Below are 25,490 nucleotides of genomic sequence, written 5' to 3' on the forward strand. Positions count from 1 at the left end.
GTGAATCTATTGCGCTTTAGAAGTTAACAATATGCATCAAAAATGATTGTGATTATTCCGGCGACGCGGTAAATATAGGATCATTATGAGATCTGACGCGCAAAAACAACATGAGCGCGTTGATACATCCTCTTTTTAATCCCGACCCGCCTTTCGGGAAGGGGAGCAGCAGAACCGGGGAGTTCAGGTGAATACGTTACAACATTCAGTGGTGCACCGTTTGCCGCACAGCTATCGCAAAGGTACGGCTTCAGGCCGAAGCGGTACTGAGGCGGTAATGCTCAGCATTAATGCCGCAGAGGACGACTTAACGGGACTGTGCCTGCTGAGCCATCAGGGCGAGCAGGCGTGGGAAGTGATGACGTTCATCAAAGAGGCGCTGGCGGAAATTCAGTTGGAGTGTTGCGTCGTCGAGTGGGAAGGTCAGCCCTGCCTGTTTGTCGCGCGGCACGATGAGCCTGCTGCAACCTGCCGTCTGAAAAATTTCGGCGTGTGTATTGCCGAAACCTTCCGCCACCGCTCCGCCTGACGGGCGGCTGATTAAGCCAGCGAAAGCAACTGCCGGGTATACTCCTCGGCGGGTTGCGCAAAAATCGCCTCGCATTGGCCCTGTTCGACCACTTCCCCCTGACGCAGCACCACCACCTGATGGCACAGCGACCTGACCACCTGCAAATCGTGGCTGATGAACAGATAGGCTAACTGATGCTCTCGCTGTAGCTGTTTTAGCAGCAGCAGGATCTGTTTCTGCACGGAACGGTCGAGAGAAGAAGTCGGTTCGTCCAGAATGATCAGCCGGGGTTTCAGGATCAGCGCACGGGCGATAGCGATGCGCTGGCGCTGACCGCCGGAAAACTCGGCGGGATAGCGGTGGCGCGTTTCCGCATCAAGCCCCACTTCCTGCATGGCATCGATCACCTGTTGCTCACGCTGTGGCGCGCTGAGGTCAGGATGGTGAACGCGCAGCCCTTCCGCAATAATTTGCAGCACGCTGAGCCGTGGGTTCAACGCAGAGTTCGGATCCTGAAACACCACCTGAATTTGACGGCGTACCGGCAGCATTTTGCGGCGGTCCCACTGATGCAGCGGCTGATTGTCAAACCAGATCTCCCCCTGTGACCGAAGCAGACGGAGGAGTGCGAGGCCGGTTGTACTTTTACCCGAACCTGATTCACCGACCAGACCAAGGCTTTCTCCCGGCCGTAAGGTAAAGCTGAGCGAGCGCAGCGCATGATGATAACCGGTAACACGCCGCATCAGGCCGCGTTTGATGGGAAAGGCTACCTGCAAATCCTCTACGCGAAGCAGCGGAGGACGTGACGCGTCAATCGGGTCGGGAAAGCCTTCCGGTTCCGCATCCAGCAGCGTTTTGGTGTAGGCGTGGTGCGGATGCGTAAACAGTTCGCGCGTGGTATTGCTCTCCACGCCGCGCCCGTTGCGCATTACCGTGACGTTATCCGCCAGTCGCCGGACAATATTGAGGTTGTGAGTGATAAACAGCAGCCCCATATTCATCTCCCGCTTCAGCTCCTGCAACAGCGTCAGGATCTGCGCCTGAACGGTGACGTCGAGTGCGGTCGTCGGTTCATCAGCAATCAACAGTTCAGGCTGGGTAAGCAGCGCCATGGCAATCATCACGCGCTGGCGCTCGCCGCCGGAAAGCTGATGAGGAAAATCGCTCAGGCGCCCGACCGCATTGCGGATGCCTACGCGATCGAGACAGCTCAGCATTTCGGCTCGCGCGGCTTCCCGCCGCATCCCACGATGCAGCGACAGCACCTCGTAAAGCTGTTTTTCAATGGTGTGGAGCGGGTTTAGCGACACCATGGGCTCCTGAAAGATCATGGCCATGCGGTTGCCGCGCAGGCCGCGCAGCATACGCTCGTCGGCCTTCAGCACGTCTGTTCCGGCAAAGAGGATCTCGCCCTGCGGGTAAACCACCGGCGGCGAAGGTAGCAGCCGCATAACCGACAGCGCCGTCACGCTTTTCCCGGAGCCTGATTCACCCACCAGCGCGCGCGTTTCACCGGCTTCAACCGAAAATGACAGCGACTCGACGACCCGCGATTCACTGCCTGCCTGGCGAAAAGCGATGCTCAGGTCTTTGATATCCAGCAGCGACATAATCAGTGCACCTTACTGGGATCGAAAGCGTCGCGAACCGCTTCGCCGATAAAAATAAGCAGCGACAGCAGGATCGCCAGCGAAAAAAAGGCAGTGATGCCAAGCCAGGGCGCCTGGAGATTATTTTTACCCTGTAACAGCAGCTCACCCAGCGACGGAGAACCGAGCGGCAGACCGAAACCAAGAAAGTCCAGCGAGGTCAGCGTGGTAATCGATCCGCCCAGTATAAAGGGCAGGTAGGTGAGGGTGGCGACCATCGCATTCGGCAACATGTGACGCAGCATAATGTGCCGGTCGCTGACGCCGAGCGCCTGTGCGGCGCGGATATAATCGAAGTTGCGCGTACGCAGAAATTCAGCGCGCACCACGCCGACCAGCTGCATCCAGCCAAACAGCACCGTTATGGCCAGCAGCCACCAGAAACCGGGCTGGATCACGCTGGATAACAGAATAATAAGAAACAGCGTCGGCATCCCTGACCACACCTCAATAAAACGCTGCCCCCATAAATCAATTCTGCCACCGTAATAACCCTGCGCGGCGCCTGCGACGATGCCGATGGCGCTGGAAATCAACGTCAGCATCAGGCCAAACAGCAGTGAAATACGAGCGCCATAGAGAATACGTGCCAGTACGTCGCCGCCGTTAGCATCGGTGCCCAGCCAGTTTTGCGACGACGGCGGAGAAGGGAAAGGGCGGGTGCTGGCGTAGTTAATGGTGCTGTCGGCAAAGCGCACCGGCGCCCAAATCGCCCAGCCATCGTGGGTCAGGCGGGATTTAAGCCACGGATCCTGGTAATCCGCCGCGGTTGCCAGCGGGCCGCCGAAGTCGGTTTCGGTATAGTCCACCACCAGCGGGAAATACCAGCGATCCTGATAGTGGACCAGCAGCGGCTTCTCGTTCGCCAGCAGCTCTGCACCCAGGCAAAGCACAAACAGCACGGAAAATATCCACAGCGACCAGTAGCCACGGCGGTTGTGGCGAAAACGCGTCCAGCGCGCCTGATTCACGGGGCTTAAACGGCTCATTATCGTCCCTCAAAATCAATGCGTGGATCGACCAGCGTGTAGGTGATATCGCTGAGAATATTCAGCAGCAGACCGATCAGAGTGAAAATATAGAGCGTGCCGAACATCACCGGATAGTCGCGCTGGATGGTGGTTTCATAGCCCAGCAGGCCTAAGCCGTTGAGCGAGAACATCACCTCAATCAGCAACGATCCGGTAAAAAACATGCTGATAAACGTGGCCGGAAAACCGGCGATCACCAGCAGCATCGCATTACGAAAAACGTGTCGGTAAAGGATTTTTTCTTCACCGAGGCCTTTTGCGCGCGCGGTAACGACGTACTGTTTACGAATTTCATCCATAAAGGCGTTTTTGGTCAACATGGTCAGCGTGGCGAAGCCGCCAATCACCGTGGCGAGAACCGGCAACGTGATGTGCCACAAGTAATCAACGATTTTCCCGTACCAGGGCAGGGAATCAAACTGCGCGGACACCAGCCCGCGCAGCGGGAACCAGTCGAGATAGCTGCCGCCCGCGAACAGCACAATCAGCAGAATACCAAACAAAAACGAGGGCACGGCGTAGCCGATAATAATCAGCGAGCTGCTCCAGATATCAAAGGCGCTGCCGTTGCGTACCGCTTTTTTGATACCCAGTGGAATTGAAACCAGGTATATGATCAGCGTGCTCCACAGGCCGAGCGTTACCGATACCGGCAGGCTCTCTTTTATCAGTTCAATCACCGAGCTGCTGCGAAACAGGCTGTCGCCAAAGTTGAAGCGCGCATAGTTCCACAGCATGTCCAGATAGCGCTGCCCGATCGGTTTATCGAAGCCGTAGCGTTTGGTGATTTCGGCGATAACTTCCGGATCTAATCCACGGGAGCCGCGGTACTGGCTGTCACCAGGGTGGGCGTTGAGCGCACTGCGATTGTGAATGGCCGAGGCGTCGCCGCCCGGAACACCGCTGCTCTGGCCGAATTCAATATTCGCCAGCGCCTGATCGACCGGCCCGCCCGGCGCAATCTGCACGATAAAAAAGTTAATAGTGATGATCGCCCACAGGGTAGGCACAATCAGCAGCACTCTGCGTAGCAGGTAAGCGCCCAAATCAAGACTCCTTAACGACGCTGGGCCGGCAACTGCGCGGCTTTGTTGGCATCATACCACCAGCCGTCAAAACCGACAGAGTAGGTGGGTAACGTTGCAGGCATTGAAAACTTATTCCAGTAAGCATATCGATCTTCGGCGCCGTACCACATGGGTATCATGTAAAAGTTCCAGGTCAGTACGCGATCCAGCGCCCGTCCCAGCAGCACCAGCGACTGCTTATCGGCCTGGTGAGCGATAATTTGCGCCAGCAGATCGTCAATGACCTTACTGGTGGCGCCGGACGCGTTATAGCTGGAATTCAGGTAGGCCGATCCCCAAATAATTTGCAAAGAGGAGTCGGGTGCAGGAAAAGCATAATAGCCTGTGGGCAGCATGTCATAATCGCGTTTGCGTTTGCGCGCGAGGTACTGTGAACTGTCCATCTGACGCACTGAAAGCGTAATGCCCAGCCGGCTCAGGTTATGTTTGAACGGCAGAACCCACTGATCGTTTCCGCCTGAGTTCAACAGCAGTTCCATGCTGAGCGGTTTGCCGGTTTTTACGTTGATGAGCTTCTGATTTTTCAGTACCCAACCCGCCTGTTTCAGCAGATCCAGCGCCTTGAGCAGTTTGCCGCGGTCGTAACCGCTGCCGTCGGTAACCGGCGGCTGATAAACCCGGGTAAACACCTTATCCGGTATTTTCCCGCGCAGGGGATTGAGGATCGCCAACTCTTTATCATCGGGAAGCTGCCGCGCGGCATAGTCGGTATTCTGGAAATAGCTGCTGGTCCGCTTATAGGCGCCGTAAAACAATGCTTTATTCATCCATTCAAAATCAAAGGCCAGTGCAAGCGCCTCCCGCACGCGGCGATCGCTGAATTGTGGCTTATTAACGTTTAATGCCAGCCACTGCGTATCCGTCGCCACGACGTTTGGCTTCTGCATCTTTACAATCTGCTGGTTTTCGAAGTTTTTACCCTGATACTGGGTTGCCCATTTTTTGGCCGAACCTTCGGTCCGGAAGTCAAACGCGCCCGCTTTGAACGCCTCAAAGGCGACGTTATCATCCAGATAGTAGTCATAGCGCACCGTATCAAAATTGAATCTCCCTTTGTTTACCGGCAGATCGGCGGCCCAATAATCTTTCACGCGAGACCAGGTAATATACTGACCTGCTCGCCAGGCGCTGATGCGATAGGGACCGCTGCCCGGCGGTGGCGATCGCAGTGGCTCATCAAGCCGGTGATGCTGCCAGAATTTTTCAGGAAATACCGGCAGTGAGAGCATCGACAGCATCTTGTCTTTGTCGCCATCCGGCATCTCAAAGCGTACGGTGAGAGGAGAAATAACCCTGGCAGTAATGCCTTTATTGACCACGCGGTATTGCGGCACGCCTTCGGTCATAAATTTGCGAAAAGTGAAGGCAACGTCGCGGGCCGTTATCGGGCTGCCGTCATGAAATCGCGCCCTGGGATTGAGCGTGATTTCTACCCAATGATAGCTGTCGGGATAGCGGGCAGATTCAGCAATAAGGGGATAATAGCTGTTTGGCTCATCTTCAGAATTGGTAAACAGACGGTCGTATAACTCATCCGTCCGCGCGCCGGGGTTGCCTCGCGAAGCAAAACGGTTGAAATTGTCATAAGTACCGATAGCCGACAGCGTGATCGTGCCGCCTTTGGGCGCATTCGGATTCACGTAGTCATAATGGCTGAAGCCGGAGCTATATTTGGGGTCGCCAGGTTGGGCAAACGCATCGCCCTGATGAACGGTTTCTGCCTGCGCGTATTGCGTCGCAAAAATGCACATTAACAGGGCAAACCAGCGAAATATCATGGTGTTAATTGACTCCAGCGGAAGAGGCCGACGATGACGGCAAGCCTAACAGCAGGCCAAAGACGAAGGCAATGCGCTTAAACAGTTATTTACGTTTTTTACCCGTCTTCAAACAGCGGGCTGATTCTCGCGATGAAAATAGTCGATAAGATGCGAAACGGTGCACGGACGGCTAAACAGGTAGCCCTGCAAATAAGTGACGCCATGTTCCACCAGCCACCCTGCCTGTTCCCAGGTTTCAACACCTTCCGCCACCGTATTTAAATCAAGTCGCTCAGCCAGCGTCAGTACCGTATCCAGCACGGGTGAGGTGACGGTTTCCAGTCCGATACTCTGCACGAATCCGCGATCGATCTTCAGAAAATCAAAATTGAATTTCTCCAGATAGATGAGCGCACTGTGTCCGGTACCAAAATCATCAATAGCAATACGGATGCCCTGCTGTTGTAACCATCTGAATTCTTGCGCAGCGTTCTTCTCGCTGACCATTGTGCGTTCGGTTAACTCGAAAACATAGTCAAAATGGTTAGCAGGCATTGCTGCAAGCCAGTTAAGCACATCCTGACGGAAATCGTTATCGACAAGATGTGCCGGAGAAATATTTAACGCCATGCGCGTGCCAACAGGCGTGACATGCATCAGGGCATGCGCATCCCGGGCTACAAGCTCAAAAAGGTGGCGGGTAAGCGGCGCCATCAGGTTTTGCAGTTCCGCGTAGCTGATAAACGCGTCGGGTGGAATACGCCCCTGCGTATGATGCGTCCAGCGCATCAGGGCTTCCAGCGCGACGGTTTTGCCGGTTGAGGCTTCCACAACAGGCTGATATTCAACATGAAATTCGCCTCGTTTAATACCCATCAAGATCTCTTTGCCCTGCTGCGCTTTTAACGTCAGCAGCATAAAACAGGCTAAGGCGCTACACAGCCCCAACACCAGTCCGGCCAGCAGGGTCATATTGAGATAGTTGGTCGGCAGGGGAGAGCCATACAGCAGAATACGAAGGGGATAACCGTTAACGGGAAGGCTTCTGACTGGCGGTTCAGTCAACGCGCGTGTGGCGACAATGCCCGATGATGCGGTGGTAAAAGCCTTATCGCCTGCAACGATGGCCATACCGGTCACTTCATGCTCTCTGGCGGCAAGCAATAATGCAGGCGGCAGCGTGATATTCATTGTAATAAGTACGCCGCTGGCGGCAAAGCGCGGATCTTTCAACCACAAAACAAGGGCTGGCTGGCCGGGCGCCAGCGGTGTGCCTGACATCAGCCGGATGTCTTTGTCATTTTCCAGCCGGGTGGTCGGTGAAATACGTGAAATATCCAACTGCATATCACCCGTAGCAGATGAGCAAAAGGAGTTGTGTTGGTTAACCAGCAAAATAGCCCGCACGCTGCCGGTAAACGCCGCGCGGCGGGTCAGTTCGTTACTGACATCAGCACAATGCGCCTGGGTCTGATTACGCAACGGCGCAAGCGCATGAGTTAATCCATCCAGCCTGGCTTCAGCCGAGGCTTGCGCCGCACGGGCAAAACGATCGTGTTGATCGGTGATCCGCTGCCAGATAATCAGCAGCGTAACGGCGACAAACAGGGCACAAATGGTCAGGCCGAACAGGGCGCTCAGACTAAAAATTTTGCGCGGGCTGTTTACCTGCCGCGCAATAAGTGCGGTGAGTGGCATGGGCTCTCCCGAAAGCGCTTTTATTATTATTCACTGCGGCAACAGTTTCCCGGTGTTCGCCAGAATATAACGCTGGCGAAAGGGTGTCTGCATTTAAGATGATAAATATGACATTCTGTCGCGAACGAGGCATAAGGTGGGATAAAGGACGGTTTTATCTGAAACGTCAGGGAGAGGAGAGGCAAAAAAAAACGCCGCAAGCGGCGTTTTTTATTCTCGTTTTCGCAGACTTCAGGGGAAGGACATCAGCTTTGTTTGTTTGCTAAAACCCGCCGCGCTTCGCGGTAGCGGTTTTTCCAGTAGCTGTCGTTCAGATTCGAGATCATCACGCCACTGCTGGTTGATGCATGAACAAAGTTGTCATTACCAAGATAGATGCCTACGTGGCGTCCCGTTGAACCGGCGCGAAACAGAACCAGATCCCCTGCGCGCAGCCTTGCACGCTGAATGCTTTTTCCTGTTCCTTCCTGCTCGTAAGTAGAACGCGGCAGGTCAAGTCCAAACTGTTCGCGGAAGGTGGTTTGCACAAACGCAGAGCAGTCAATGCCGCGTTTGTTGGTGCCACCCAGGCGATAACGCACGCCTTTCCAGTCTGCATACTGATCCATCAGGCGGGATTTAACATCCACGTTCTGAACCAGCTTTTCGAATTCATCCTGAGACGCTTGAAGTAAAAAACTATCCTGGTTTTTAACTGCACGCGTATCAGTTTGCGCATTGTTATGGGTATTCGTTGAACTACATGCTGACAACAACGTCGCTAAGGCGACAGCGGGTAAAATCCGCGAGATATATCTCAATATCGGTTGAGACTTGACCATTATGTTTGTGATCCCTTGAAGTCCTTAACGACGAGAGTCGTCAGAATAATGCGAAACGAAACGAGGTTAATTAGCGCGACAAGGTAAGACAATTCCTGAATACCCAAAACGTGTTGTAGTGCACACTTTAAAGTGTAAATTCTGGAAATATTTTACTATAGGGCCTAATCGAAACTGAGGTTAACCGATTAGAGGCCGCATGGCGAGGGGTTTTAGCGACTTTTTTATAGGTTTTAATGATATGAAATAAGATTGTAACAAAGCGGCCACGTTATCGACAAAATCCGAAAAAGCTTGAATATCCGTGGCGCATTTCAGACGTTAAACGTGTAGAGAAGGGTAAACTGAGACAAATCTGTGTTTACATTTACGCTTCACAGTGTAAATCACTGCTTTACGTCATACGACAGGCTTGTCACCAACTTGATTAGCAGCCTAATTATCTGTTCGCCATTATTTACTCGCGGGAAAATAACGGCGACATCATACACAAATATGAATGGCTCAGTTCACCGGTTTATATTTACCGGGCAGATAACGATATAGCGCATTGACCAGATAATCGCTGGCGGGGGTTATTAACCACCAGCTCATTCCTACCAGCACAATACTCAGCGAGCCGACCACCACATCGGTAAACCAGTGCGCGCCAATCATAATGCGTGGCGTGGCAAATACCAGCACGATCGCCACGGCAATAAAGAAGGCTCGCCGCGTAAAATAGCGCAGCATAAAGCAGGCAAAGATCATCAGCATCATACCGTGATCGCCGGGGAAGCTGTTCGTAGACGCATCTTTGGCGGGAATGCCGGTTAACTGTGTCACATGATTGACGTGCGGGAAGAACCGGGTTGGGCTGGGATGCGAGACCGGGATCAGACGACACAGCTGATTCAGCACCACAGCAGAAATCAGCATCGCTACGCCAATTGCCAGCAGGCGACGGCGTCCCCCAGGCGTTTCACGTCGCCAGAAGGTCAAATAGAGATAGCCCATCGCCAGTAATGCGACGCCATCAAAAGCGCGAAAATTAGTCACAGCCAGCAGCCAGAGCAGCGCTTTGTTAGTAACAAGCCGATCGTTGAACCAGTAGAAAATGTTTTTATCCAGCACAAACCATAAGCCATGATTGGCAGGCAGATACCAGGAAAAAAACAGCGCCAGACCCGCTGCATTCAACAACAGGATGGTCAATAAACGGTTAAAAGTCATTTTCATTAAGGTCATATGAAGAATTGTAGCGTCGAAGATTATGCTACTTATCATAAACGAAGTTTCAACAAACTGGCTTGCAGTTCGTTCCAGTTTGCTAATGATTCGTTAATCATTTCAACCCGACTGTCCGGTGGGGGAGCGGGGCGTGTTTCAATGTGAAAATCGTCGCCCTGACGGTTCACGCTTACCAGCCCTTCCCGAATGCGTAAAACCCCTTTTACCCGCGTTACGGGCGCAAGACGTACCCATTCGAGCAGGCCAACCGTATCAAAAACGGTGTCAGCATCGAACACCCAGCCGCAGGCAAAATAGCCCTGGCCTTCGTTAAGCGCGCGACGCCAGCGGGCATGAGGCGTCAAAGCCAGCGCCGCCAGCCCGGCATCGTGCGCATGATGATGCTTCGCATCAGGAAGCACGCGATGATTTTTTCGCGGGCGAGTCAATAACTGCGCATCAATGTTGCCGTAACTGACGTTAACCACGTCGCGACGGGAGTCATCCTGCGCCTGCCACGCCGCCAGCGCCAGACGATCAGCCTCCGACCAGCGGTCTTCCTTATTAGCAATAATAATATCGGCTACGGCAAGCTGGTCGCGGAAATTTTCGTTTTCCACCACGCGCCTGTCACTAAGCTGGCGCGGATCAAGCAGGCAGAATGTGGCATCAAGCGCGAGCCACGGACGATAAACGTCAGCGCCAAGCATATCCAGGATCTGCTTAGGATGGCCAAGCCCGGTAGGCTCAATCAGCAGGCGATCCGGCGCGGTCTGTTTTAGCAGCATGTTCAGCCCTACCTGCATCGGCAGTCCGTTCACACAGCACATGCAGCCACCGGGGATCTCTTTGAGCACCGCGCCGCTCTCCGCCAGCAGGGCGCCGTCAATCCCTACTTCACCAAACTCGTTGACCAGCACCGCCCATTTCTCGCTATCGGGCTTTTGTGAAAGAAGATGAAGCAGCGTTGTGGTTTTACCGCTGCCAAGAAAACCGGTAACTAAATTAACGCGTGTCATAATACTCTCTGTAAATTATTAAGTTTTATTTAACTTTTTTACCATCAGGCGATAATCTGAGAAGGTGACATCCATCGTCACTAACAGAATGAGGTTAATATGAAGGGCATCAAAACGGCGCTGGTCATTATGCTTTTAACCTCAGGGATGAGCGGTGCCCGGGCAGAGTTGGCGGAGGCCTTTAACAGTTCGGAAAACATTTCTTTTACCGGAAAGATTACTGAATCTACCTGTCGTGTCTCGCAACAGGCCAGCGAGATGATCAGTTTATGCGACCTCAATGGTATCAGTACACTACGAACGATGACCTACGCTGAAGAAACGCTCCAAAATAATATTGCACAACAGCAAATACGCTGGCTGAATCCCCAGCGAAGCCGCGCCATTGTTACCGTCAGCTATAACTGATATTGTTATATTATAACAAAAAAAGGCGAAGCGCACCCGCTTCGCCTTTTTTCAACCTGAACGTTATTCAGCACGACCCATGTAACGACGTTCCGGAATATGAATACGAATTTTATCACCGTTACTGAGATATTCAGGCACCTGGATGACCAGACCCGTACTCATCGTAGCGGGTTTGGTTCGCGCGCTGGCGGAAGCGCCTTTAATACCCGGCGTGGTTTCAATAATTTCCATATCCAGCGTTTGCGGCAGCTCAAGGGCCAGAATTTGTCCGTCCATCGTCAGCACCTGAAGGCCCGGAATGCCGCCGTCGGGGATGAACAGCAGTTCTTCCTCAATCTGATCTTTTTTGAAGACGTAAGGCGTATAGTCTTCGTCATCCATAAAGACGTATTCATCGCCGTCAACGTAGGAAAATGTCACCTGACGGCGGCTGAGGGAAATGGCCTCAAGAATGTCGTCGCCTTTAAAACGCTCTTCAACTTTCAGGCCGGTGCGGATATCGGTAAAGCGCATTTTATACAGCGTGGATGCGCCGCGCGCGCTGGGGCTTTGCACGTCGATATCCTTTACCAGCAGCAGTTTGCCGTTGAAGCTGACGGCCATACCTTTTTTAATTTCGTTTGCTCTTGGCATAAAAAGTTTCTCAAATTTAGAAGGGCAGAAAAATCATCGCGACAACTTACTCTTGCTCAGGACGTCAGGCAAGCACGTCCGGCGTTCATCGAGGGAAATGTCCAGAGTATAAGGATAGTATTTCATCAATCCGGCTGCTATTGTCGCGTTTTGCCATGAAAGGTAAGCCAGATGGAATGCCGTGCGGCCTGCGGTGCCTGTTGTATCGTGCCCTCAATCTCGACACCGATCCCCGGCATGCCTGAAGGCAAGCCTGCCAATACGCCGTGTATTCAACTCGACGAGCAGCGCCGCTGCAAAATATTCTTATCACCCCTGCGACCCGCCGTCTGTGCCAGCCTGATGCCTGATGCGGAGATGTGCGGCACCAGTAGCGAAGCAGCAATGACCTATCTGCTGGATCTTGAGCGTCAAACGGCGCCCGGAAGCGTTAACTAAGCCAGTTAAAGGCTGGCGGCCTTGTGAGCGCCCGTCACTGTTATTCCGCTGAACCTGCTTTCAGCACAACGAAGCCATCCTCATCCTCCTTCAGCGCTCCTTCAGCATTGAACCCACTCAGCCGTTAATTTATGTGCTTAACGTAACAAAGTGTGCGTGTCGTCAAAAATTTACTACGTCGTTTTCGCTAAAACTTGCGTCGGCAGAGGGAAGAGGAACACACTAATTGAAACGTTTCAGCGTTATCTCTCCGGCTCTGCCAGCACCAGATGACGCTTTTTTTCTCAACTTAGCTGAAACGATTCAATTTCGGCAGCGAGGAGAACTATGTTCCAGCTTGAATTATCCGCTATCCATCCTGGCGCAGCCGCCGGGGACAAAGAGGATGCCGTTCGTCAGGTTGCCGCCGCGCTAACGCGTGCCGGTAACGTGGGCGAAGGCTACGTCAACGGCATGCTTGCGCGCGAACAGCAAACCTCAACCTATTTAGGTAACGGCATTGCTATTCCGCACGGCACCACCGACACCCGTGATTTAGTGCTGAAAACCGGCGTACAGGTTTATCAGTTTCCACAGGGTATTGCCTGGGGCGACGACCAGACCGCTTATGTGGTCATTGGTATTGCGGCAAAATCAGATGAGCACCTCGCGCTGCTGCGTCAGCTTACGCACGTTCTCAGCGATGACAGCGTGGCCGAATCGCTGAAAACCACGGACTCGGCAGAGACGCTGCGCAGCCTGCTGATGGGCGAAAAACAGGGCGGCGAATTTCAGTTCGATACGTCGCTGATTACAACGGACGTTGCGGCCGGCGATCTGATGACGCTTCAGGCGCTGAACGCGGGCCGTTTACAGCAGGCGGGCGCGGTCGATGCGGCGTTTGTCAGCCGGGTTATCACCTCACGTCCGCTCAATTTGGGGCAGGGCATCTGGCTGAGCGACAGCACCGAAGGCAACCTTGGCAGCGCGGTGGCCGTCAGTCGCAGCGTAACGCCTTTTGAGGTTGAGGGCGAGAAAGCCGCGCTGCTGGTCACGGTTTCGGTCACCGACGATCGTCCACTGACTGTCCTCAACTACCTGAGCGATCTTCTGATCAAACAGCAGGCAGATCGTCTGCTGAGTGCCGATGCGGCAGGCATTCTGGCGCTGCTCACCAGCGAGGTCACCGAACAGGCCGACACGCTGACGGAAGAGTTCACCATTCGCAACGAACATGGTCTGCATGCCCGTCCGGGCACGGCGCTGGTCAGCGTGATCAAGCAGTTCAACTGCGACGTCAGCGTCATCAATCTGGACGGTAGCGGCAAACCGGCGAACGGCCGCAGCCTGATGAAAGTGGTGGCGCTGGGCGTGAAAAAAGGCCATCGCCTGCGCTTTACCGCCAGCGGCGAGGATGCCCGCGCGGCGCTGGACGCCATCGGCGCGGCCATCGCCGGCGGTCTTGGCGAGGGGGCAGCATGAGCAGACGCGTTGCCACCATTACGCTAAACCCGGCTTACGACCTGGTAGGTTACACGCCGGAAATCGAGCGCGGTGAGGTTAACCTGGTGAAAACCACCGGCCTTCACGCGGCGGGTAAAGGCATTAACGTGGCGAAGGTGCTGAAAGATTTAGGCATCGATGTCACCGTTGGCGGATTTCTCGGTAAAGAGAATCAGGACGGCTTTCAGCATCTGTTCAGCGAGCTGGGCATCGCCAACCGCTTTCAGGTGGTTGAAGGACGCACCCGCATCAACGTTAAGCTGACGGAAAAAGATGGCGAAGTGACCGACCTGAATTTCTCCGGCTTTGAGGTTACCGGTCAGGACTGGGAACGCTTCACCACCGACTCGCTGACCTGGCTCGGTCAGTTCGACATGGTCTGCGTCAGCGGCAGTCTTCCGGCAGGCGTGGCGCCAGATGCGTTCACCGAATGGATGAGCGCGCTGCGAACCCATTGCCCGTGCATCATTTTTGACAGCAGCCGCGAGGCGCTGGTGGCGGGTCTGAAGGCGGCGCCGTGGTTGGTTAAACCCAATCGCCGTGAGCTGGAAATCTGGGCCGGTCGCAAACTTCCCACATTACAGGACGTCATTGAGGCCGCACACGCGCTACGCGAGCAGGGCATCGCCCACGTAGTCATTTCACTGGGCGCGGAAGGCGCGCTGTGGGTAAACGCTTCAGGTGAATGGATCGCCAAACCTCCCGCATGCGAAGTGGTCAGCACCGTTGGCGCAGGGGATTCAATGGTCGGCGGGCTGATTTACGGCCTGCTGATGCGCGAGTCCAGCGAGCACACGCTGCGACTTGCCACGGCTGTGGCAGCCCTGGCGGTCAGCCAGAGCAACGTAGGCGTTACCGATCGTACCCAGTTGGCCGCAATGATGGCGCGCGTCAAGCTGGAACCCTTTAACTGACAGCAGGAGAGGTACAATGAAAACGCTGCTGATAATAGATTCTTCGCTGGGGCTGGCAACGGGCTATCTGGCAAAAAATATGGCTACCGCGGCGGCGGGCGGCCTTGGCATCACCCTTACAGACAACGTCGCTGACGCCGATCAGGTTATCGTGGCAGGCAAAAATATGCCGAACGATGCCAGCCTGAACGGTAAGGCAATTTACCTGGCGGATATCGAACAGCTTCTTCGCCAGCCCGATGCCGTGCTGTCGAAAGCACAGAGCGAAGCGAAACCCTGGCATGCACCCGCGCCAACGGCTGCGGTTGCCAGCCCTGCGGCCGCGCCGTCAGGGATGAAGCGCATCGTCGCCGTTACCGCCTGCCCGACGGGCGTCGCGCACACCTTCATGGCGGCGGAAGCGATTGATGCTGAAGCCAAAAAACGCGGCTGGTGGGTGAAAGTTGAAACCCGCGGCTCCGTAGGCGCAGGCAATGCCATTACGCCGGAAGAGGTGGCGGAAGCCGATCTGGTGATTGTGGCGGCAGATATCGACGTGGATCTGGCGAAATTTGCCGGTAAACCGATGTATCGCACCTCAACCGGTCTGGCGCTGAAGAAAACGGCGCAGGAGCTGGATAAAGCGGTTGCGGAAGCGCGCCCTTATCAGCCGAAAGGCGGCAGCCAGCCGCAGGGCAGCGAGAAAAAAGAGGGGTCTGGCGCCTATCGTCATCTGCTGACCGGCGTATCGTACATGCTGCCAATGGTGGTGGCGGGCGGTCTGAGCATTGCGCTCTCCTTCGCGTTCGGTATTACGGCATTTAAAGAGCAGGGCACGCTGGCCGCGGCGCTGATGCAGATCGGCGGCGGCAGCGCCTTTGCGCTGATGGTGCCAGTGCTGGCGGGCTTTATCGCTTTCTCCATTGCCGATCGTCCCGGCCTGACGCCGGGTTTGATCGGCGGTATGATCGCCACCAGCATCAATGCAGGCTTTCTTGGCGGTATCATTGCGGGCTTCATAGCCGGTTACGCTGCGAAGCTGATCGGCTCGAAGGTCAGGCTGCCGCAAAGTATGGAAGCGCTAAAACCTATCCTGATTATTCCGCTGGTGGCCAGCCTGATTACCGGCCTGCTGATGATTTACGTGGTCGGCAAACCGGTTGCCGGGATCATGACATGGCTGACACACTGGCTGGCTAACCTGGGGACGGCGAACGCGGTAGTGCTGGGCGCGATCCTCGGCGGTATGATGTGTACCGACATGGGTGGCCCGGTCAATAAAGTGGCGTATGCGTTTGGCGTTGGCTTGCTGAGTTCCCAAACCTACGCGCCGATGGCAGCGATCATGGCGGCGGGCATGGTTCCTCCGCTGGCAATGGGACTGGCGACGCTGGTGGCGCGTAAGAAATTCAATAAAGGCCAGCAGGAAGGCGGCAAAGCGGCGCTGGTGCTTGGCCTGTGCTTTATCTCTGAAGGGGCAATTCCGTTTGCCGCCCGCGATCCGATGCGCGTTCTGCCCTGCTGTATCATTGGCGGTGCGCTGACCGGCGCCATTTCGATGGCGGTGGGCGCGAAGCTGATGGCGCCGCATGGCGGGCTGTTCGTCCTGCTGATCCCTGGCGCGATTACGCCAGTACTGGGTTACCTGATGGCGATTGTGGTGGGAACCGTTGTGGCGGGCCTTGCCTATGCCGTACTGAAACGCCCCGAAGTGGAAGCCGTAAAAGCATAAATAACGTCAGAAAGAAAAAAGCGCGGTTGCCCGCGCTTTTTTTATGCCTGCTCAGCCTTCAGCCAGGCTATCTCATCCTTCCAGATATCCGGATTTACCGTTTCCAGAATCATCGGGATGCCGTCAAAACGCTGGTCTTTCATCAGCCAGCTAAACGCCGCTTTTCCGATATTGCCTTCGCCGAGGCTGTGATGGCGATCGACGCGGCTGGCAAATTCGCTTTTGGCATCGTTAAGGTGCATGCCGCGCAGGTAGTCAAAGCCCACGATACGCGAGAACTCATCAAAGGTTTTTTCGCACGCTTCCGCACTGCGTAAATCGTAACCCGCGGCAAACGCATGACAGGTATCAATGCAGACGCCGACGCGGGACTTGTCGTCGACGCCGTCGATGATCGCGGCCAGATGCTCAAAGCGAAAGCCGAGGTTGCTACCCTGTCCGGCGGTATTCTCAATGACCGCCGTCACGCCATGCGTTTTCTCCAGCGCGATATTGATCGACTCGGCGATACGTTTCAGGCACTGATCTTCGTCAATCTGATGCAGGTGGCTGCCCGGATGGAAGTTCAACAGCGCCAGCCCAAGCTGTTCGCAGCGGCGCATTTCATCAAGAAACGCCTCGCGCGACTTGTCCAGCGCCTCCCGGACCGGATGGCCGAGGTTGATCAGATAGCTGTCATGGGGAAGAATTTGTCCGGCGTTATAATGATATTTTTCACAGGCGGTACGGAAGGCGTCAATCACCGCGTCGCTCAGATCGGCAGCGCGCCACTGTCGCTGATTTTTGGTAAATAATGCAAACGCCGTGGCGTCCAGCTCGTGGGCGCGAAGCACCGCCTGATCCACGCCGCCTGCGGCGCTGACGTGAGCACCAATGTATTTCATGCCGTTTCTCCTGTCAGGGCACCAGAACGTAAGCGGCAATGATAACCATAAACGGCGTGTTTATCACAACAAAGCTTAGCGCCACTCAGAGCAAACGTCCCGGCGTCGTGCTGGCAGTACGCGTAAAGATGGTTTAAAAGTGAAATTGATTATATATTTATAATTAACCAGAATAAGTAATAGGAGAAGGCATGTTCAGGCGAATGCGTCGATGGCTGGGATTCTTTAATAAAAACGTGCTGCTGCTGTGGTATGCCTGTCGTAACCCGCTTACGCCGGGCTGGATCAAGCTGCTCTCCGCCGGACTTGGCGTCTATGCCGTAAGTCCTGTCGATCTTATACCCGATGTCATTCCGTTTGTTGGTCTGCTGGATGATGCGGTTATCGTGCCAGGCGGCATCGCGCTGCTGATTCGGCTGCTGCCTGCGGAGGTGAAGCGGGCCAGCGAGGCCCGGGCCACTCGGCGGCCAGGAAAGGGCAGGCGTTTTACACCGCTGACGATGGTGGGCTTATTTATCCTGCTGTGGCTGGCGCTGACCGTTTACCTTATCTGGCGTTAGTGAGGTACAAGAACAATGCATATCACGTTACGACAGCTTGAGGTGTTCAGCGAAGTGCTGAAAAGCGGCTCCACCACCCAGGCGTCACAGGTTATGTCACTGTCGCAGTCGGCGGTGAGCGCTGCGCTGGCGGATCTGGAAGGGCAGCTTGGCGTACAGCTTTTTGATCGCGTAGGTAAACGGCTGATAGTTAATGAGCACGGGCGGCTGCTCTATCCGCGCGCGGTGGCGTTACTGGAACAGGCCACTGAGATCGAGCAGCTTTTCCGTGAGGATAACGGCGCGCTACGCGTGTTCGCCAGCAGCACCATCGGCAACTATCTGCTGCCCGGCATGATTGCCCGCTGGCGCAGCGATTTTCCTGAACTGCCGCTCGAATTAAGCGTAGGCAACAGCCAGGACGTGATTAACGCGGTAGCGGATTTTCGCGTTGATATCGGTCTGATAGAAGGGCCAAGCCATATGACCGGGCTGATTAGCGAACCGTGGCTGGAGGACGAACTGGTGGTTTTTGCCGCGCCGGATGCAACGATTTTCCGGCAGCCGGTCACGCTGGATTCCCTCGCCGCCGCGTCGTGGATCCTGCGCGAGCACGGCTCCGGCACGCGTGAAATCGTTGATTATTTGCTGCTTTCCCACCTGCCGCCGTTTCGGCTGGCGCTGGAGTTAGGCAACTCGGAAGCCATTAAACACGCTGTGCGGCACGGCATGGGCATCAGTTGCCTGTCGCGCCGCGTGATTGAGGAGCAACTGGCGGTGGGCACGCTTCGCGAAGTCCGCATCCCGCTGCCGCCGCTTAAACGCACGCTCTATCGTATTCACCACCGTCAGAAACATCTCTCCAAATCTCTGCTGAGATTCCTTAGCTATTGCACGGAATAACGGCGCAAAACTTATAATTGCGCGGCGATCATGAAGCTATCTTATAACGGGGCGGAATCACTACCCGTCAGGAAGCAGTTTGCTACAATCGCGCCTTATTTTACCCAGGACACAGCATTTCAAGATGGTTAAGGACACAAAAACAACAGAACAGCCTGCGCTACGACGCGAGCTTAAGGCGCGCCACCTCTCCATGATCGCCATTGGCGGCTCTATCGGTACGGGCCTGTTCGTCGCCTCCGGCGCGACGATCTCTCAGGCGGGGCCGGGCGGCGCGCTGCTCTCTTATATATTGATCGGCTTGATGGTCTATTTTCTGATGACCAGCCTTGGTGAACTGGCGGCGTTTATGCCCGTTTCAGGTTCGTTTTCTACCTACGGCGCAAACTATGTTGAAGAAGGTTTTGGCTTCGCGCTGGGCTGGAACTACTGGTACAACTGGGCGGTAACCATCGCTGTCGATCTCGTCGCCTCGCAGCTGGTGATGACGTACTGGTTCCCGGACACGCCCGGCTGGATCTGGAGCGCGCTGTTTCTTTGTCTGATTTTCCTGCTTAACTACATTTCAGTAAAAGGCTTCGGCGAGGCGGAATACTGGTTCTCGCTGATTAAAGTGGTCACGGTCATTATCTTCATCGGCGTGGGCGTACTGATGATCGTCGGCATTTTGCGCGGCGGCGAAGGTGCGGGCTGGCATAACTGGCAGATCGGCGACGCGCCGTTTGCAGGAGGATTCTCCGCGATGATTGGCGTGGCGATGATCGTCGGTTTCTCTTTTCAGGGCACCGAGCTTATTGGTATCGCCGCCGGTGAGTCGGAAGAGCCGGCAAAAAATATCCCTCGCGCGGTGCGGCAGGTGTTCTGGCGCATCCTGCTGTTTTACGTCTTTGCGATCCTGGTGATCAGCCTGATTATTCCCTATACCGATAGCAACCTGCTGCGTAATGACGTGAAAGATATCAGCGTCAGCCCGTTCACGCTGGTCTTTCAGCATGCCGGACTGCTCTCCGCTGCGGCGGTGATGAACGCGGTGATCCTGACCGCGGTGCTCTCGGCAGGCAACTCAGGCATGTATGCCTCAACCCGCATGCTCTTTACCCTGGCGCGGGAAGGCAAAGCGCCACGCCTCTTCGGCAAGCTTTCCAAAGGCGGCGTTCCGCGCAACGCGCTGTATGCCACCACGGTGGTGGCGGCGCTCTGTTTCCTCAGTTCTATGTTTGGTAATCAGACGGTCTATCTGTGGCTGCTGAATACCTCCGGCATGACCGGGTTCATTGCCTGGCTGGGCATCGCGGTCAGCCACTATCGTTTCCGTCGCGGTTACGTGTCGCAGGGGCGCGATCTGTCAGACCTGCCTTATCAGTCCGGTTTCTTCCCGCTCGGCCCGATCTTCGCCTTCATTCTTTGTCTGATCATCACCCTTGGGCAGAACTATCAGGCGTTCCTTGAAGATCGCATTGACTGGTATGCGGTAGCGGCCACCTACATCGGCATCCCGCTGTTTTTAGTCATCTGGTTTGGCTACAAGCTGACTAAAAAATCCCGTTTTGTGAAATATCAGGACATGCAGTTTCCTGATACAAAATAGGCGATGCAATCAAAGGCGCGCGTCGTGCGCCTTTTTTTTATGAAAACAGTATTGATAATTATTATCACTTTCGTTATTGTCTCGGGCGTGACTTTTTGACGCTATGGAGCAGGCAACGATGTTCAACGGATCGATAGTGAAATGTCTTTTAGTGTTTTTCTCACTCGCCATCAGTAACGGCTGGGCCGCCACGGTAACCGATATTGCCGGACGCGAGGTGACTGTCCCTGAAAAGGTGGATCGCATTCTGCTGGGAGAAGGACGACTGTTTTACGCCCTCTCGCTGCTGGAAGGGCAGAAGCCGCTGGATCGTATCGTTGGCTGGCAGGGCGACTTCCGCAAGCTGGATACGCAAACCTACGCGCAGTACCGCAAAAAATTCCCCAAAATTGATGATATTCCTCTCATCGGCCACACGTCTGCCGACAGCATCAGCCCGGAAAAAGTGCTAACGCTCAATCCGGATATTGCCGTCTTTGGCCTGGCCGGACACGGGCCGGGCAGGCACAGCGAGCTGGTTAATCAACTTGAGCGCGCCGGCGTGCCGGTAGTTTTTGTCGATTTTCGCACGGCGCCGCTTAAAAACACCGTACCAAGTATGCGCCTGCTGGGCAAAGTCCTGCACCGGGAGCAGCAGGCGGAAAGCTATATCGATTTTTATCAACAAAACCTCCGGCGGGTGACGGATATTACTCAGGCGATTGCCGCCGCCGATAAGCCAAAGGTCTTTATTGAACTTCACGCGGGGATGCGGGACGAGTGCTGCGGCTCTGCCGGTAAAGGAAATATGGGTGACTTTATCGATCTGGCCGGGGGCGACAATATCGCGCGGGATCTGCTGCCTGGCCCGTTGGGCACGGTAAACCTCGAAAAAGTTATCGCCAGCCAGCCAAATGTGTATATTGCCAGCGGCGGTAAAGCACCTGGCACCGCGCCGGGGATTCAACTGGGCGCGCAGGTGACGCCGCAGCAGGCGCAGCAGAGCCTGACGATTGCGCTTTCACGACAGGGGATCCGTGATCTGGAGGCGGTAAAAGCGGGGCACGCCTGGGCAATATGGCATAATTTCTACAACTCGCCTTATAACATCCTGGCGATCCAGGCCTTCGCCACGTGGTTCTATCCCGAAAAATTCGCCGATCTCGATCCTGCCGTAACGGAAGCGCAGCTCTATCGGCAGTTTCTGGCGGTAGAGCCAACGGGCACATACTGGATGTCGGCAAAATAACAGCAGGTATTACTCATGCACGTTTCTTCTCCGCCAGCGACAACCGGCGATGCATCCATTATGGTGCGTTACCATCGGCTGCTGCGCTATCGCTTACTGATGATCGGCGTACTGCTGCTGGCCATTTTTACCTCGCTGGTGCTGGACTTCACCCTGGGTCCGTCCGGCCTGTCGCTCAGCACGCTCTGGCAGACGCTGCTTTCGCCGGAGAGCGTGGATGCGGGAACGCGGGTGATCGTCTGGGATATTCGCCTGCCTTATGCGCTGATGGCGGTGATGGTGGGGTTGGTGCTGGGGCTGGCAGGCGCGGAGATGCAAACCATTCTGAATAACCCGCTGGCTAGTCCGTTTACGCTCGGCGTCTCGTCGGCGGCGGCGTTCGGCGCCGCGCTGGCCATTGTGCTGGGGCTGGGCATTCCTGGTATTGCCGACCAGTGGTTTATTTCGGCCAACGCCTTTGTTTTTGCGCTGTTCGCCGCGCTGATGCTCGACGGCATCACCCGCTGGACGCGCGTAGCAACCTCCGGCGTGGTGCTGTTTGGCATCGCGCTGGTTTTTACCTTTAACGCGCTGGTATCAATGATGCAGTTTATCGCCAGCGAAGATACCTTGCAGGGGCTGGTATTCTGGACGATGGGCAGCCTGGCGCGCGCCTCCTGGGAGAAACTGGGCGTGCTGCTAATTGCGTTCGCCATTCTGGCACCGCTGTCGATGATGAGTTCGTGGAAGCTTACGGCGCTGCGGCTCGGCGAAGATCGTGCGCTCAGCTTTGGTATCGACGTGCGTCGCCTGCGTCTCGCCACGCTGTTGCGCATCAGCATTCTTTCCGCGCTGGCGGTGGCCTTCGTTGGCCCGATTGGCTTTATTGGTCTGGTTGCGCCGCACATCGCCCGTCTGATTTTCGGCGAAGATCACCGTTACTATCTGCCCGCCAGCGCGCTGACCGGTGCGCTGGTGCTGTCGCTGGCCTCTATCGTCTCGAAAAACCTGGTATCGGGCGTTATCGTCCCCGTCGGCATCGTCACCTCGCTGGTGGGCGTGCCTTTCTTCCTGAGCATTATTTTGCGCCATCGTGGGAGCATCTGATGGAAGGATTATCCCTTGCTCATTTCCAGGCAGGCTATCCGAAGCGTGAGGTGATCCGCGATCTTAACGTGCCTCTGCTGCCTGCCGGAAAAATAACGGTGCTGCTGGGGCCGAACGGCTGTGGTAAGTCGACGCTGTTGCGTGCCATCGCCGGGCTGAATAGCGGCCGTGGCGAACTGCGGCTCAACGGCGAAGATCTGATGTCGCTGTCGTTTGCGCAGCGCGCCGATCGCGTGGTGTATCTGCCGCAGTCGCTGCCTGCGGGTGTCCACCTGCACGTGCTGGAATCGATTATTGTTGCTCAGCGCGCGTCGGGCAATCAGGGCAGCGAGTCAGACGTTATGGCCCTGCTGAAGCGGCTCGGCATTGAGCACCTGGCGCTGAGCTATCTCGATCAGCTCTCCGGCGGACAAAAACAGCTGGTCGGTCTGGCGCAATCGCTTATTCGTCGTCCGGCGCTGTTATTACTTGATGAACCGCTGAGCGCGCTGGATTTAAATTATCAGTTTCACGTTATGTCGTTAATTCGACGGGAAACACAGCAGCGCAATATTATTACGGTGGTGGTGGTACATGATATTAATATCGCTCTGCGTCATGGTGACCACGTATTAATGCTGCAAAATGGAGAACTTATTGCTGATGGCCAGCCGGAAAACGTGATTACCCCGGAAACGCTGGCGAAAGTCTATGGTGTGCGGGGGCGCATTGAGCGCTGTTCGCAGGGGAAACCCCAGGTATTAATTGATGGTCTGGTTGCCGAACCGACTTTCTGATTCTGTCAAATAACAGCATAACGGGCAGCGCAATACTGCCCGAATAATTATCCAGGTTAATTAAGCAGAAAACGTTCTGCTGTTTTAGTGTGGGCAAAATACCCTTTAACTATAAATGCGCCTCAAGGAGAGAGTATGTTCAGGTTGAACACATTTGTACGCTATGGTCTTTATACCTCCGTTTCTGTATTCATCTTAACGGCTCACGCTGAGGAGAGGCAGCAGGATACGCTGGTGGTTACCGCATCGGCAGTAGAGGTAAATCTGAAAGACGCCCCCGCCAGCATCAGCGTGATCACCGCTGAAGATCTCAAACGAAAACCGGTACAAAATCTGAAGGATGTACTGCGAGACGTGCCGGGCGTACAGCTCATCAGCGAAGGCGATAACCGTAAAGGCGTCGGCCTGCGCGGGCTGGACAGCAGCTATACCCTCATCCTTATCGACGGCAAAAGGGTCAACTCCCGCCATGCCGTTTTCCGCCACAACGACTACGACCTTAACTGGGTGCCGGTGGACGCCATCGAGCGGATTGAAGTGGTGCGTGGGCCGATGTCATCGCTGTACGGCTCAGATGCGCTGGGCGGCGTGATCAATATTATTACCCGACAAACGGGCAAGGCCTGGCACGGAACGTTGAGTGCGGACACCACCTTCCAGTCGCACCGTGACCGCGGCGACAGCCACAACGGTAACTTTTTTGCCAGCGGGCCTTTGGTAGATGATGTGCTTAGCATCAAGACTTACGGCAGTCTGGGCAGGCGCGGTAAAGATGCGCAGCAGTCGTCTTCCACCTCAGCCACCGGCTGGACGCCGCGTATTGAGGGCTACAGCGCACGCAACGCCGATGTCGAATTCTCGCTCACGCCTTCGGAAACGCAGGATTTCGCCGTCGGCTACGGCTTCGACCGTCAGGATCGCGATTCCGACTCGCTGGATAAAACCCGGCTTGAGCGCCAAAACTACTCGCTCAGTCATAACGGGCGCTGGGGTTGGAGCCAGACCGAACTGCGCTTTTACGGCGACCGCCTTGAGAACGTCATCAGTGACGGCGACCTGGTTTCCACCAACCAGTCGCTGGACGGAAAGCTGATCCTGCCGCTGGGAGACATTCGTCAACTGCTGATCGTCGGCGGCGAGCTTCGTCACGATCGGCTGGCAGATTCGGTGAAACTTCAGGGCAGCGGGCGGACATCGGCCAGCCAGTATGCGTTGTTCGTTGAAGACGAGTGGCAGATGCTGGATTCGCTGTCGCTGACCAGCGGCGTGCGCATGGACAAGCATGAAACCTACGGCGATCGCTGGAGCCCCCGCGCCTATCTGGTCTATAACGCCAGTGAGACTGTCACGCTGAAGGGCGGCTGGGCCAATGCCTTTAAGGCGCCGTCGCTGCTGGAACTGAGCCCTGACTGGAAAACGGCGTCCTGTCGCGGTTCCTGTACAATCATCGGTAATAGCGATCTTAAACCGGAGACCAGCGAAAGCGTCGAACTGGGCCTTTACTATCATGGCGACGAGGGCGCGTTCGACGGCGTTATCGCCAGCCTTACCGCCTTTCAGACCAGGGTAAAGGATCGCATTGATATCGCCCGCACCGCCTCGCTTACTGACGCGCCGGGTTACAGTAACTTCGTGGGCGTTGAAAATGGCAAACCGGTATTTCACTATTACAACGTCAACCGGGCGCGTATCAACGGTGTTGAAACCGAGCTGAAAATTCCGATTTCTCCTGCCTGGAAACTGACGCTGAACTATACCTATGCCGATGGGCGCGACCGCAGCGGCGGCGGCAATAAACCGCTGGAGACGCTGCCGTTGCATACCGCTAACGGCACGCTGGACTGGTCGCCGCTGGCAGACTGGGCGTTCTACGTTCAGGCGAACTATTCTGGCGAGCGCCGTACGCTGAAAGACGATGGCCTGACGCCGGGCGGCTACGTGGTGTGGAATAGCGGAGGGAGCTGGCAGGCCAGTAAAGCCGTGAAGGTAAGGGCGGGCGTGCAGAATGTCGGCGACAAAGATCTGAACCGCGACAGCTATGGCTTTAATGAAGACGGTCGCCGCTATTTTGCGGCAGTTGATTACAGCTTCTGAATAAAAAAGGCCGG

At 55.4% G+C, this 25,490-nt stretch carries 23 protein-coding genes; 13 read left to right on the top strand and 10 right to left on the bottom strand.

Features of this window, described 5'->3' with window-relative positions; translation table 11 throughout:
• The first annotated feature begins 187 nt into the window (after positions 1–187).
• Positions 188–529: a YejG family protein gene (locus GS12_RS00145; protein ID WP_034942989.1), complete on the top strand. Its 342-nt coding sequence runs from the start codon at positions 188–190 to the stop codon at positions 527–529.
• 11 nt (positions 530–540) lie between these two features.
• Here the strand turns inward: GS12_RS00145 and yejF are convergent, their stop codons facing one another.
• From yejF to GS12_RS00185, 8 genes are all read right to left on the bottom strand, one after another.
• Complete coding sequence (yejF, locus tag GS12_RS00150; RefSeq protein ID WP_034942990.1) at positions 541–2,124, bottom strand: microcin C ABC transporter ATP-binding protein YejF; 1,584 nt, start codon at positions 2,122–2,124, stop codon at positions 541–543.
• A 2-nt stretch (positions 2,125–2,126) separates the two neighbouring features.
• Positions 2,127–3,152 (bottom strand): microcin C ABC transporter permease, encoded by a 1,026-nt coding sequence (locus tag GS12_RS00155; RefSeq protein WP_034942992.1) that lies wholly within the window; start codon positions 3,150–3,152, stop codon positions 2,127–2,129.
• Positions 3,152–4,240 (bottom strand): microcin C ABC transporter permease YejB, encoded by a 1,089-nt coding sequence (locus GS12_RS00160; RefSeq protein WP_034942993.1) that lies wholly within the window; start codon positions 4,238–4,240, stop codon positions 3,152–3,154. The genes GS12_RS00155 and GS12_RS00160 overlap by 1 nt, the downstream gene beginning before the upstream one ends.
• An 11-nt stretch (positions 4,241–4,251) precedes the next feature.
• Positions 4,252–6,060, bottom strand: coding sequence for an extracellular solute-binding protein (locus GS12_RS00165; RefSeq protein ID WP_034942994.1), 1,809 nt, complete (start codon positions 6,058–6,060; stop codon positions 4,252–4,254).
• A gap of 108 nt (positions 6,061–6,168) precedes the next feature.
• Positions 6,169–7,740: a cyclic di-GMP phosphodiesterase gene (locus GS12_RS00170; protein WP_034942995.1), complete on the bottom strand. Its 1,572-nt coding sequence runs from the start codon at positions 7,738–7,740 to the stop codon at positions 6,169–6,171.
• Between the two features lie 245 nt (positions 7,741–7,985).
• Complete coding sequence (gene mepS, locus GS12_RS00175; protein WP_034915996.1) at positions 7,986–8,561, bottom strand: bifunctional murein DD-endopeptidase/murein LD-carboxypeptidase; 576 nt, start codon at positions 8,559–8,561, stop codon at positions 7,986–7,988.
• Between the two features lie 504 nt (positions 8,562–9,065).
• Positions 9,066–9,773 (bottom strand): phosphatase PAP2 family protein, encoded by a 708-nt coding sequence (locus GS12_RS00180; RefSeq protein WP_034943089.1) that lies wholly within the window; start codon positions 9,771–9,773, stop codon positions 9,066–9,068.
• A gap of 50 nt (positions 9,774–9,823) precedes the next feature.
• On the bottom strand, positions 9,824–10,789 hold the full coding sequence (locus GS12_RS00185) for a CobW family GTP-binding protein (protein WP_034942996.1): 966 nt from the start codon (positions 10,787–10,789) through the stop codon (positions 9,824–9,826).
• Between the two features lie 99 nt (positions 10,790–10,888).
• On the opposite strand from GS12_RS00185, the gene GS12_RS00190 reads away from it, so the two are divergent.
• The gene (locus tag GS12_RS00190) at positions 10,889–11,197 is read left to right on the top strand and encodes a hypothetical protein (RefSeq protein WP_034942997.1); all 309 of its coding nucleotides are present in this window, start codon (positions 10,889–10,891) and stop codon (positions 11,195–11,197) included.
• A 63-nt stretch (positions 11,198–11,260) separates the two neighbouring features.
• Here GS12_RS00190 and yeiP read toward each other — a convergent pair whose 3' ends face one another.
• Positions 11,261–11,833 (bottom strand): elongation factor P-like protein YeiP, encoded by a 573-nt coding sequence (gene yeiP / locus GS12_RS00195; protein ID WP_034915990.1) that lies wholly within the window; start codon positions 11,831–11,833, stop codon positions 11,261–11,263.
• Between the two features lie 171 nt (positions 11,834–12,004).
• Here yeiP and GS12_RS00200 point away from each other — a divergent pair, with 171 nt between their 5' ends.
• The 4 genes from GS12_RS00200 to fruA all read left to right on the top strand — a co-directional run bounded on the left by GS12_RS00200 (position 12,005) and on the right by fruA (position 16,378).
• Positions 12,005–12,271: a YkgJ family cysteine cluster protein gene (locus tag GS12_RS00200; RefSeq protein ID WP_034942999.1), complete on the top strand. Its 267-nt coding sequence runs from the start codon at positions 12,005–12,007 to the stop codon at positions 12,269–12,271.
• 327 nt (positions 12,272–12,598) lie between these two features.
• A complete protein-coding gene (fruB, locus tag GS12_RS00205; protein WP_034943001.1) occupies positions 12,599–13,732 on the top strand; it encodes a fused PTS fructose transporter subunit IIA/HPr protein in 1,134 nt (377 codons plus the stop codon).
• On the top strand, positions 13,729–14,667 hold the full coding sequence (gene fruK, locus GS12_RS00210) for a 1-phosphofructokinase (protein WP_034915984.1): 939 nt from the start codon (positions 13,729–13,731) through the stop codon (positions 14,665–14,667). Before fruB ends, fruK begins: the two co-directional genes overlap by 4 nt.
• A 16-nt stretch (positions 14,668–14,683) precedes the next feature.
• Entirely contained in the window at positions 14,684–16,378 is a 1,695-nt protein-coding gene (gene fruA / locus GS12_RS00215) for a PTS fructose transporter subunit IIBC (RefSeq protein ID WP_034915981.1), read from the top strand.
• Between the two features lie 41 nt (positions 16,379–16,419).
• Here the strand turns inward: fruA and nfo are convergent, their stop codons facing one another.
• A complete protein-coding gene (nfo, locus tag GS12_RS00220; protein WP_034943003.1) occupies positions 16,420–17,262 on the bottom strand; it encodes a deoxyribonuclease IV in 843 nt (280 codons plus the stop codon).
• A 203-nt stretch (positions 17,263–17,465) separates the two neighbouring features.
• Here nfo and GS12_RS00225 point away from each other — a divergent pair, with 203 nt between their 5' ends.
• From GS12_RS00225 to cirA, 7 genes are all read left to right on the top strand, one after another.
• On the top strand, positions 17,466–17,822 hold the full coding sequence (locus tag GS12_RS00225) for a YkvA family protein (protein WP_231566767.1): 357 nt from the start codon (positions 17,466–17,468) through the stop codon (positions 17,820–17,822).
• Positions 17,823–17,837: 15 nt separating this feature from the next.
• Positions 17,838–18,704 carry a DNA-binding transcriptional regulator YeiE gene (gene yieE / locus GS12_RS00230; RefSeq protein ID WP_034943005.1) on the top strand — a complete coding sequence of 289 codons (867 nt, stop codon included), beginning with the start codon at positions 17,838–17,840 and terminating at the stop codon, positions 18,702–18,704.
• 124 nt (positions 18,705–18,828) lie between these two features.
• Entirely contained in the window at positions 18,829–20,292 is a 1,464-nt protein-coding gene (locus GS12_RS00235; RefSeq protein ID WP_034915975.1) for an amino acid permease, read from the top strand.
• A 118-nt stretch (positions 20,293–20,410) separates the two neighbouring features.
• Positions 20,411–21,520: an ABC transporter substrate-binding protein gene (locus tag GS12_RS00240; RefSeq protein ID WP_052118306.1), complete on the top strand. Its 1,110-nt coding sequence runs from the start codon at positions 20,411–20,413 to the stop codon at positions 21,518–21,520.
• A gap of 15 nt (positions 21,521–21,535) precedes the next feature.
• Positions 21,536–22,606, top strand: coding sequence for a FecCD family ABC transporter permease (locus GS12_RS00245; RefSeq protein WP_034943007.1), 1,071 nt, complete (start codon positions 21,536–21,538; stop codon positions 22,604–22,606).
• Complete coding sequence (locus GS12_RS00250; protein WP_034943008.1) at positions 22,606–23,382, top strand: ABC transporter ATP-binding protein; 777 nt, start codon at positions 22,606–22,608, stop codon at positions 23,380–23,382. Before GS12_RS00245 ends, GS12_RS00250 begins: the two co-directional genes overlap by 1 nt.
• A gap of 135 nt (positions 23,383–23,517) precedes the next feature.
• A complete protein-coding gene (gene cirA / locus GS12_RS00255; RefSeq protein ID WP_034943009.1) occupies positions 23,518–25,476 on the top strand; it encodes a catecholate siderophore receptor CirA in 1,959 nt (652 codons plus the stop codon).
• The last annotated feature ends 14 nt before the right edge of the window (positions 25,477–25,490 follow it).

Source organism: Erwinia oleae (genome assembly GCF_000770305.1).
GTDB classification, from domain to species: Bacteria; Pseudomonadota; Gammaproteobacteria; order Enterobacterales; family Enterobacteriaceae; genus Erwinia; species Erwinia oleae.

Bases quoted from the DNA above. Each gene is read 5' to 3' on its own strand.
- yejF (WP_034942990.1), bottom strand. From the start codon at position 2,124: ATGTCGCTGCTGGATATCAAAGACCTGAGCATCGCTTTTCGCCAGGCA.
- GS12_RS00155 (WP_034942992.1), bottom strand. From the start codon at position 3,152: ATGAGCCGTTTAAGCCCCGTGAATCAGGCGCGCTGGACGCGTTTTCGC.
- GS12_RS00165 (WP_034942994.1), bottom strand. From the start codon at position 6,060: ATGATATTTCGCTGGTTTGCCCTGTTAATGTGCATTTTTGCGACGCAA.
- GS12_RS00170 (WP_034942995.1), bottom strand. From the start codon at position 7,740: ATGCCACTCACCGCACTTATTGCGCGGCAGGTAAACAGCCCGCGCAAA.
- mepS (WP_034915996.1), bottom strand. From the start codon at position 8,561: ATGGTCAAGTCTCAACCGATATTGAGATATATCTCGCGGATTTTACCC.
- GS12_RS00180 (WP_034943089.1), bottom strand. From the start codon at position 9,773: ATGACTTTTAACCGTTTATTGACCATCCTGTTGTTGAATGCAGCGGGT.
- GS12_RS00185 (WP_034942996.1), bottom strand. From the start codon at position 10,789: ATGACACGCGTTAATTTAGTTACCGGTTTTCTTGGCAGCGGTAAAACC.
- GS12_RS00190 (WP_034942997.1), top strand. From the start codon at position 10,889: ATGAAGGGCATCAAAACGGCGCTGGTCATTATGCTTTTAACCTCAGGG.
- yeiP (WP_034915990.1), bottom strand. From the start codon at position 11,833: ATGCCAAGAGCAAACGAAATTAAAAAAGGTATGGCCGTCAGCTTCAAC.
- GS12_RS00200 (WP_034942999.1), top strand. From the start codon at position 12,005: ATGGAATGCCGTGCGGCCTGCGGTGCCTGTTGTATCGTGCCCTCAATC.
- fruB (WP_034943001.1), top strand. From the start codon at position 12,599: ATGTTCCAGCTTGAATTATCCGCTATCCATCCTGGCGCAGCCGCCGGG.
- fruK (WP_034915984.1), top strand. From the start codon at position 13,729: ATGAGCAGACGCGTTGCCACCATTACGCTAAACCCGGCTTACGACCTG.
- fruA (WP_034915981.1), top strand. From the start codon at position 14,684: ATGAAAACGCTGCTGATAATAGATTCTTCGCTGGGGCTGGCAACGGGC.
- nfo (WP_034943003.1), bottom strand. From the start codon at position 17,262: ATGAAATACATTGGTGCTCACGTCAGCGCCGCAGGCGGCGTGGATCAG.
- GS12_RS00225 (WP_231566767.1), top strand. From the start codon at position 17,466: ATGCGTCGATGGCTGGGATTCTTTAATAAAAACGTGCTGCTGCTGTGG.
- yieE (WP_034943005.1), top strand. From the start codon at position 17,838: ATGCATATCACGTTACGACAGCTTGAGGTGTTCAGCGAAGTGCTGAAA.
- GS12_RS00235 (WP_034915975.1), top strand. From the start codon at position 18,829: ATGGTTAAGGACACAAAAACAACAGAACAGCCTGCGCTACGACGCGAG.
- GS12_RS00240 (WP_052118306.1), top strand. From the start codon at position 20,411: ATGTTCAACGGATCGATAGTGAAATGTCTTTTAGTGTTTTTCTCACTC.
- GS12_RS00245 (WP_034943007.1), top strand. From the start codon at position 21,536: ATGCACGTTTCTTCTCCGCCAGCGACAACCGGCGATGCATCCATTATG.
- GS12_RS00250 (WP_034943008.1), top strand. From the start codon at position 22,606: ATGGAAGGATTATCCCTTGCTCATTTCCAGGCAGGCTATCCGAAGCGT.
- cirA (WP_034943009.1), top strand. From the start codon at position 23,518: ATGTTCAGGTTGAACACATTTGTACGCTATGGTCTTTATACCTCCGTT.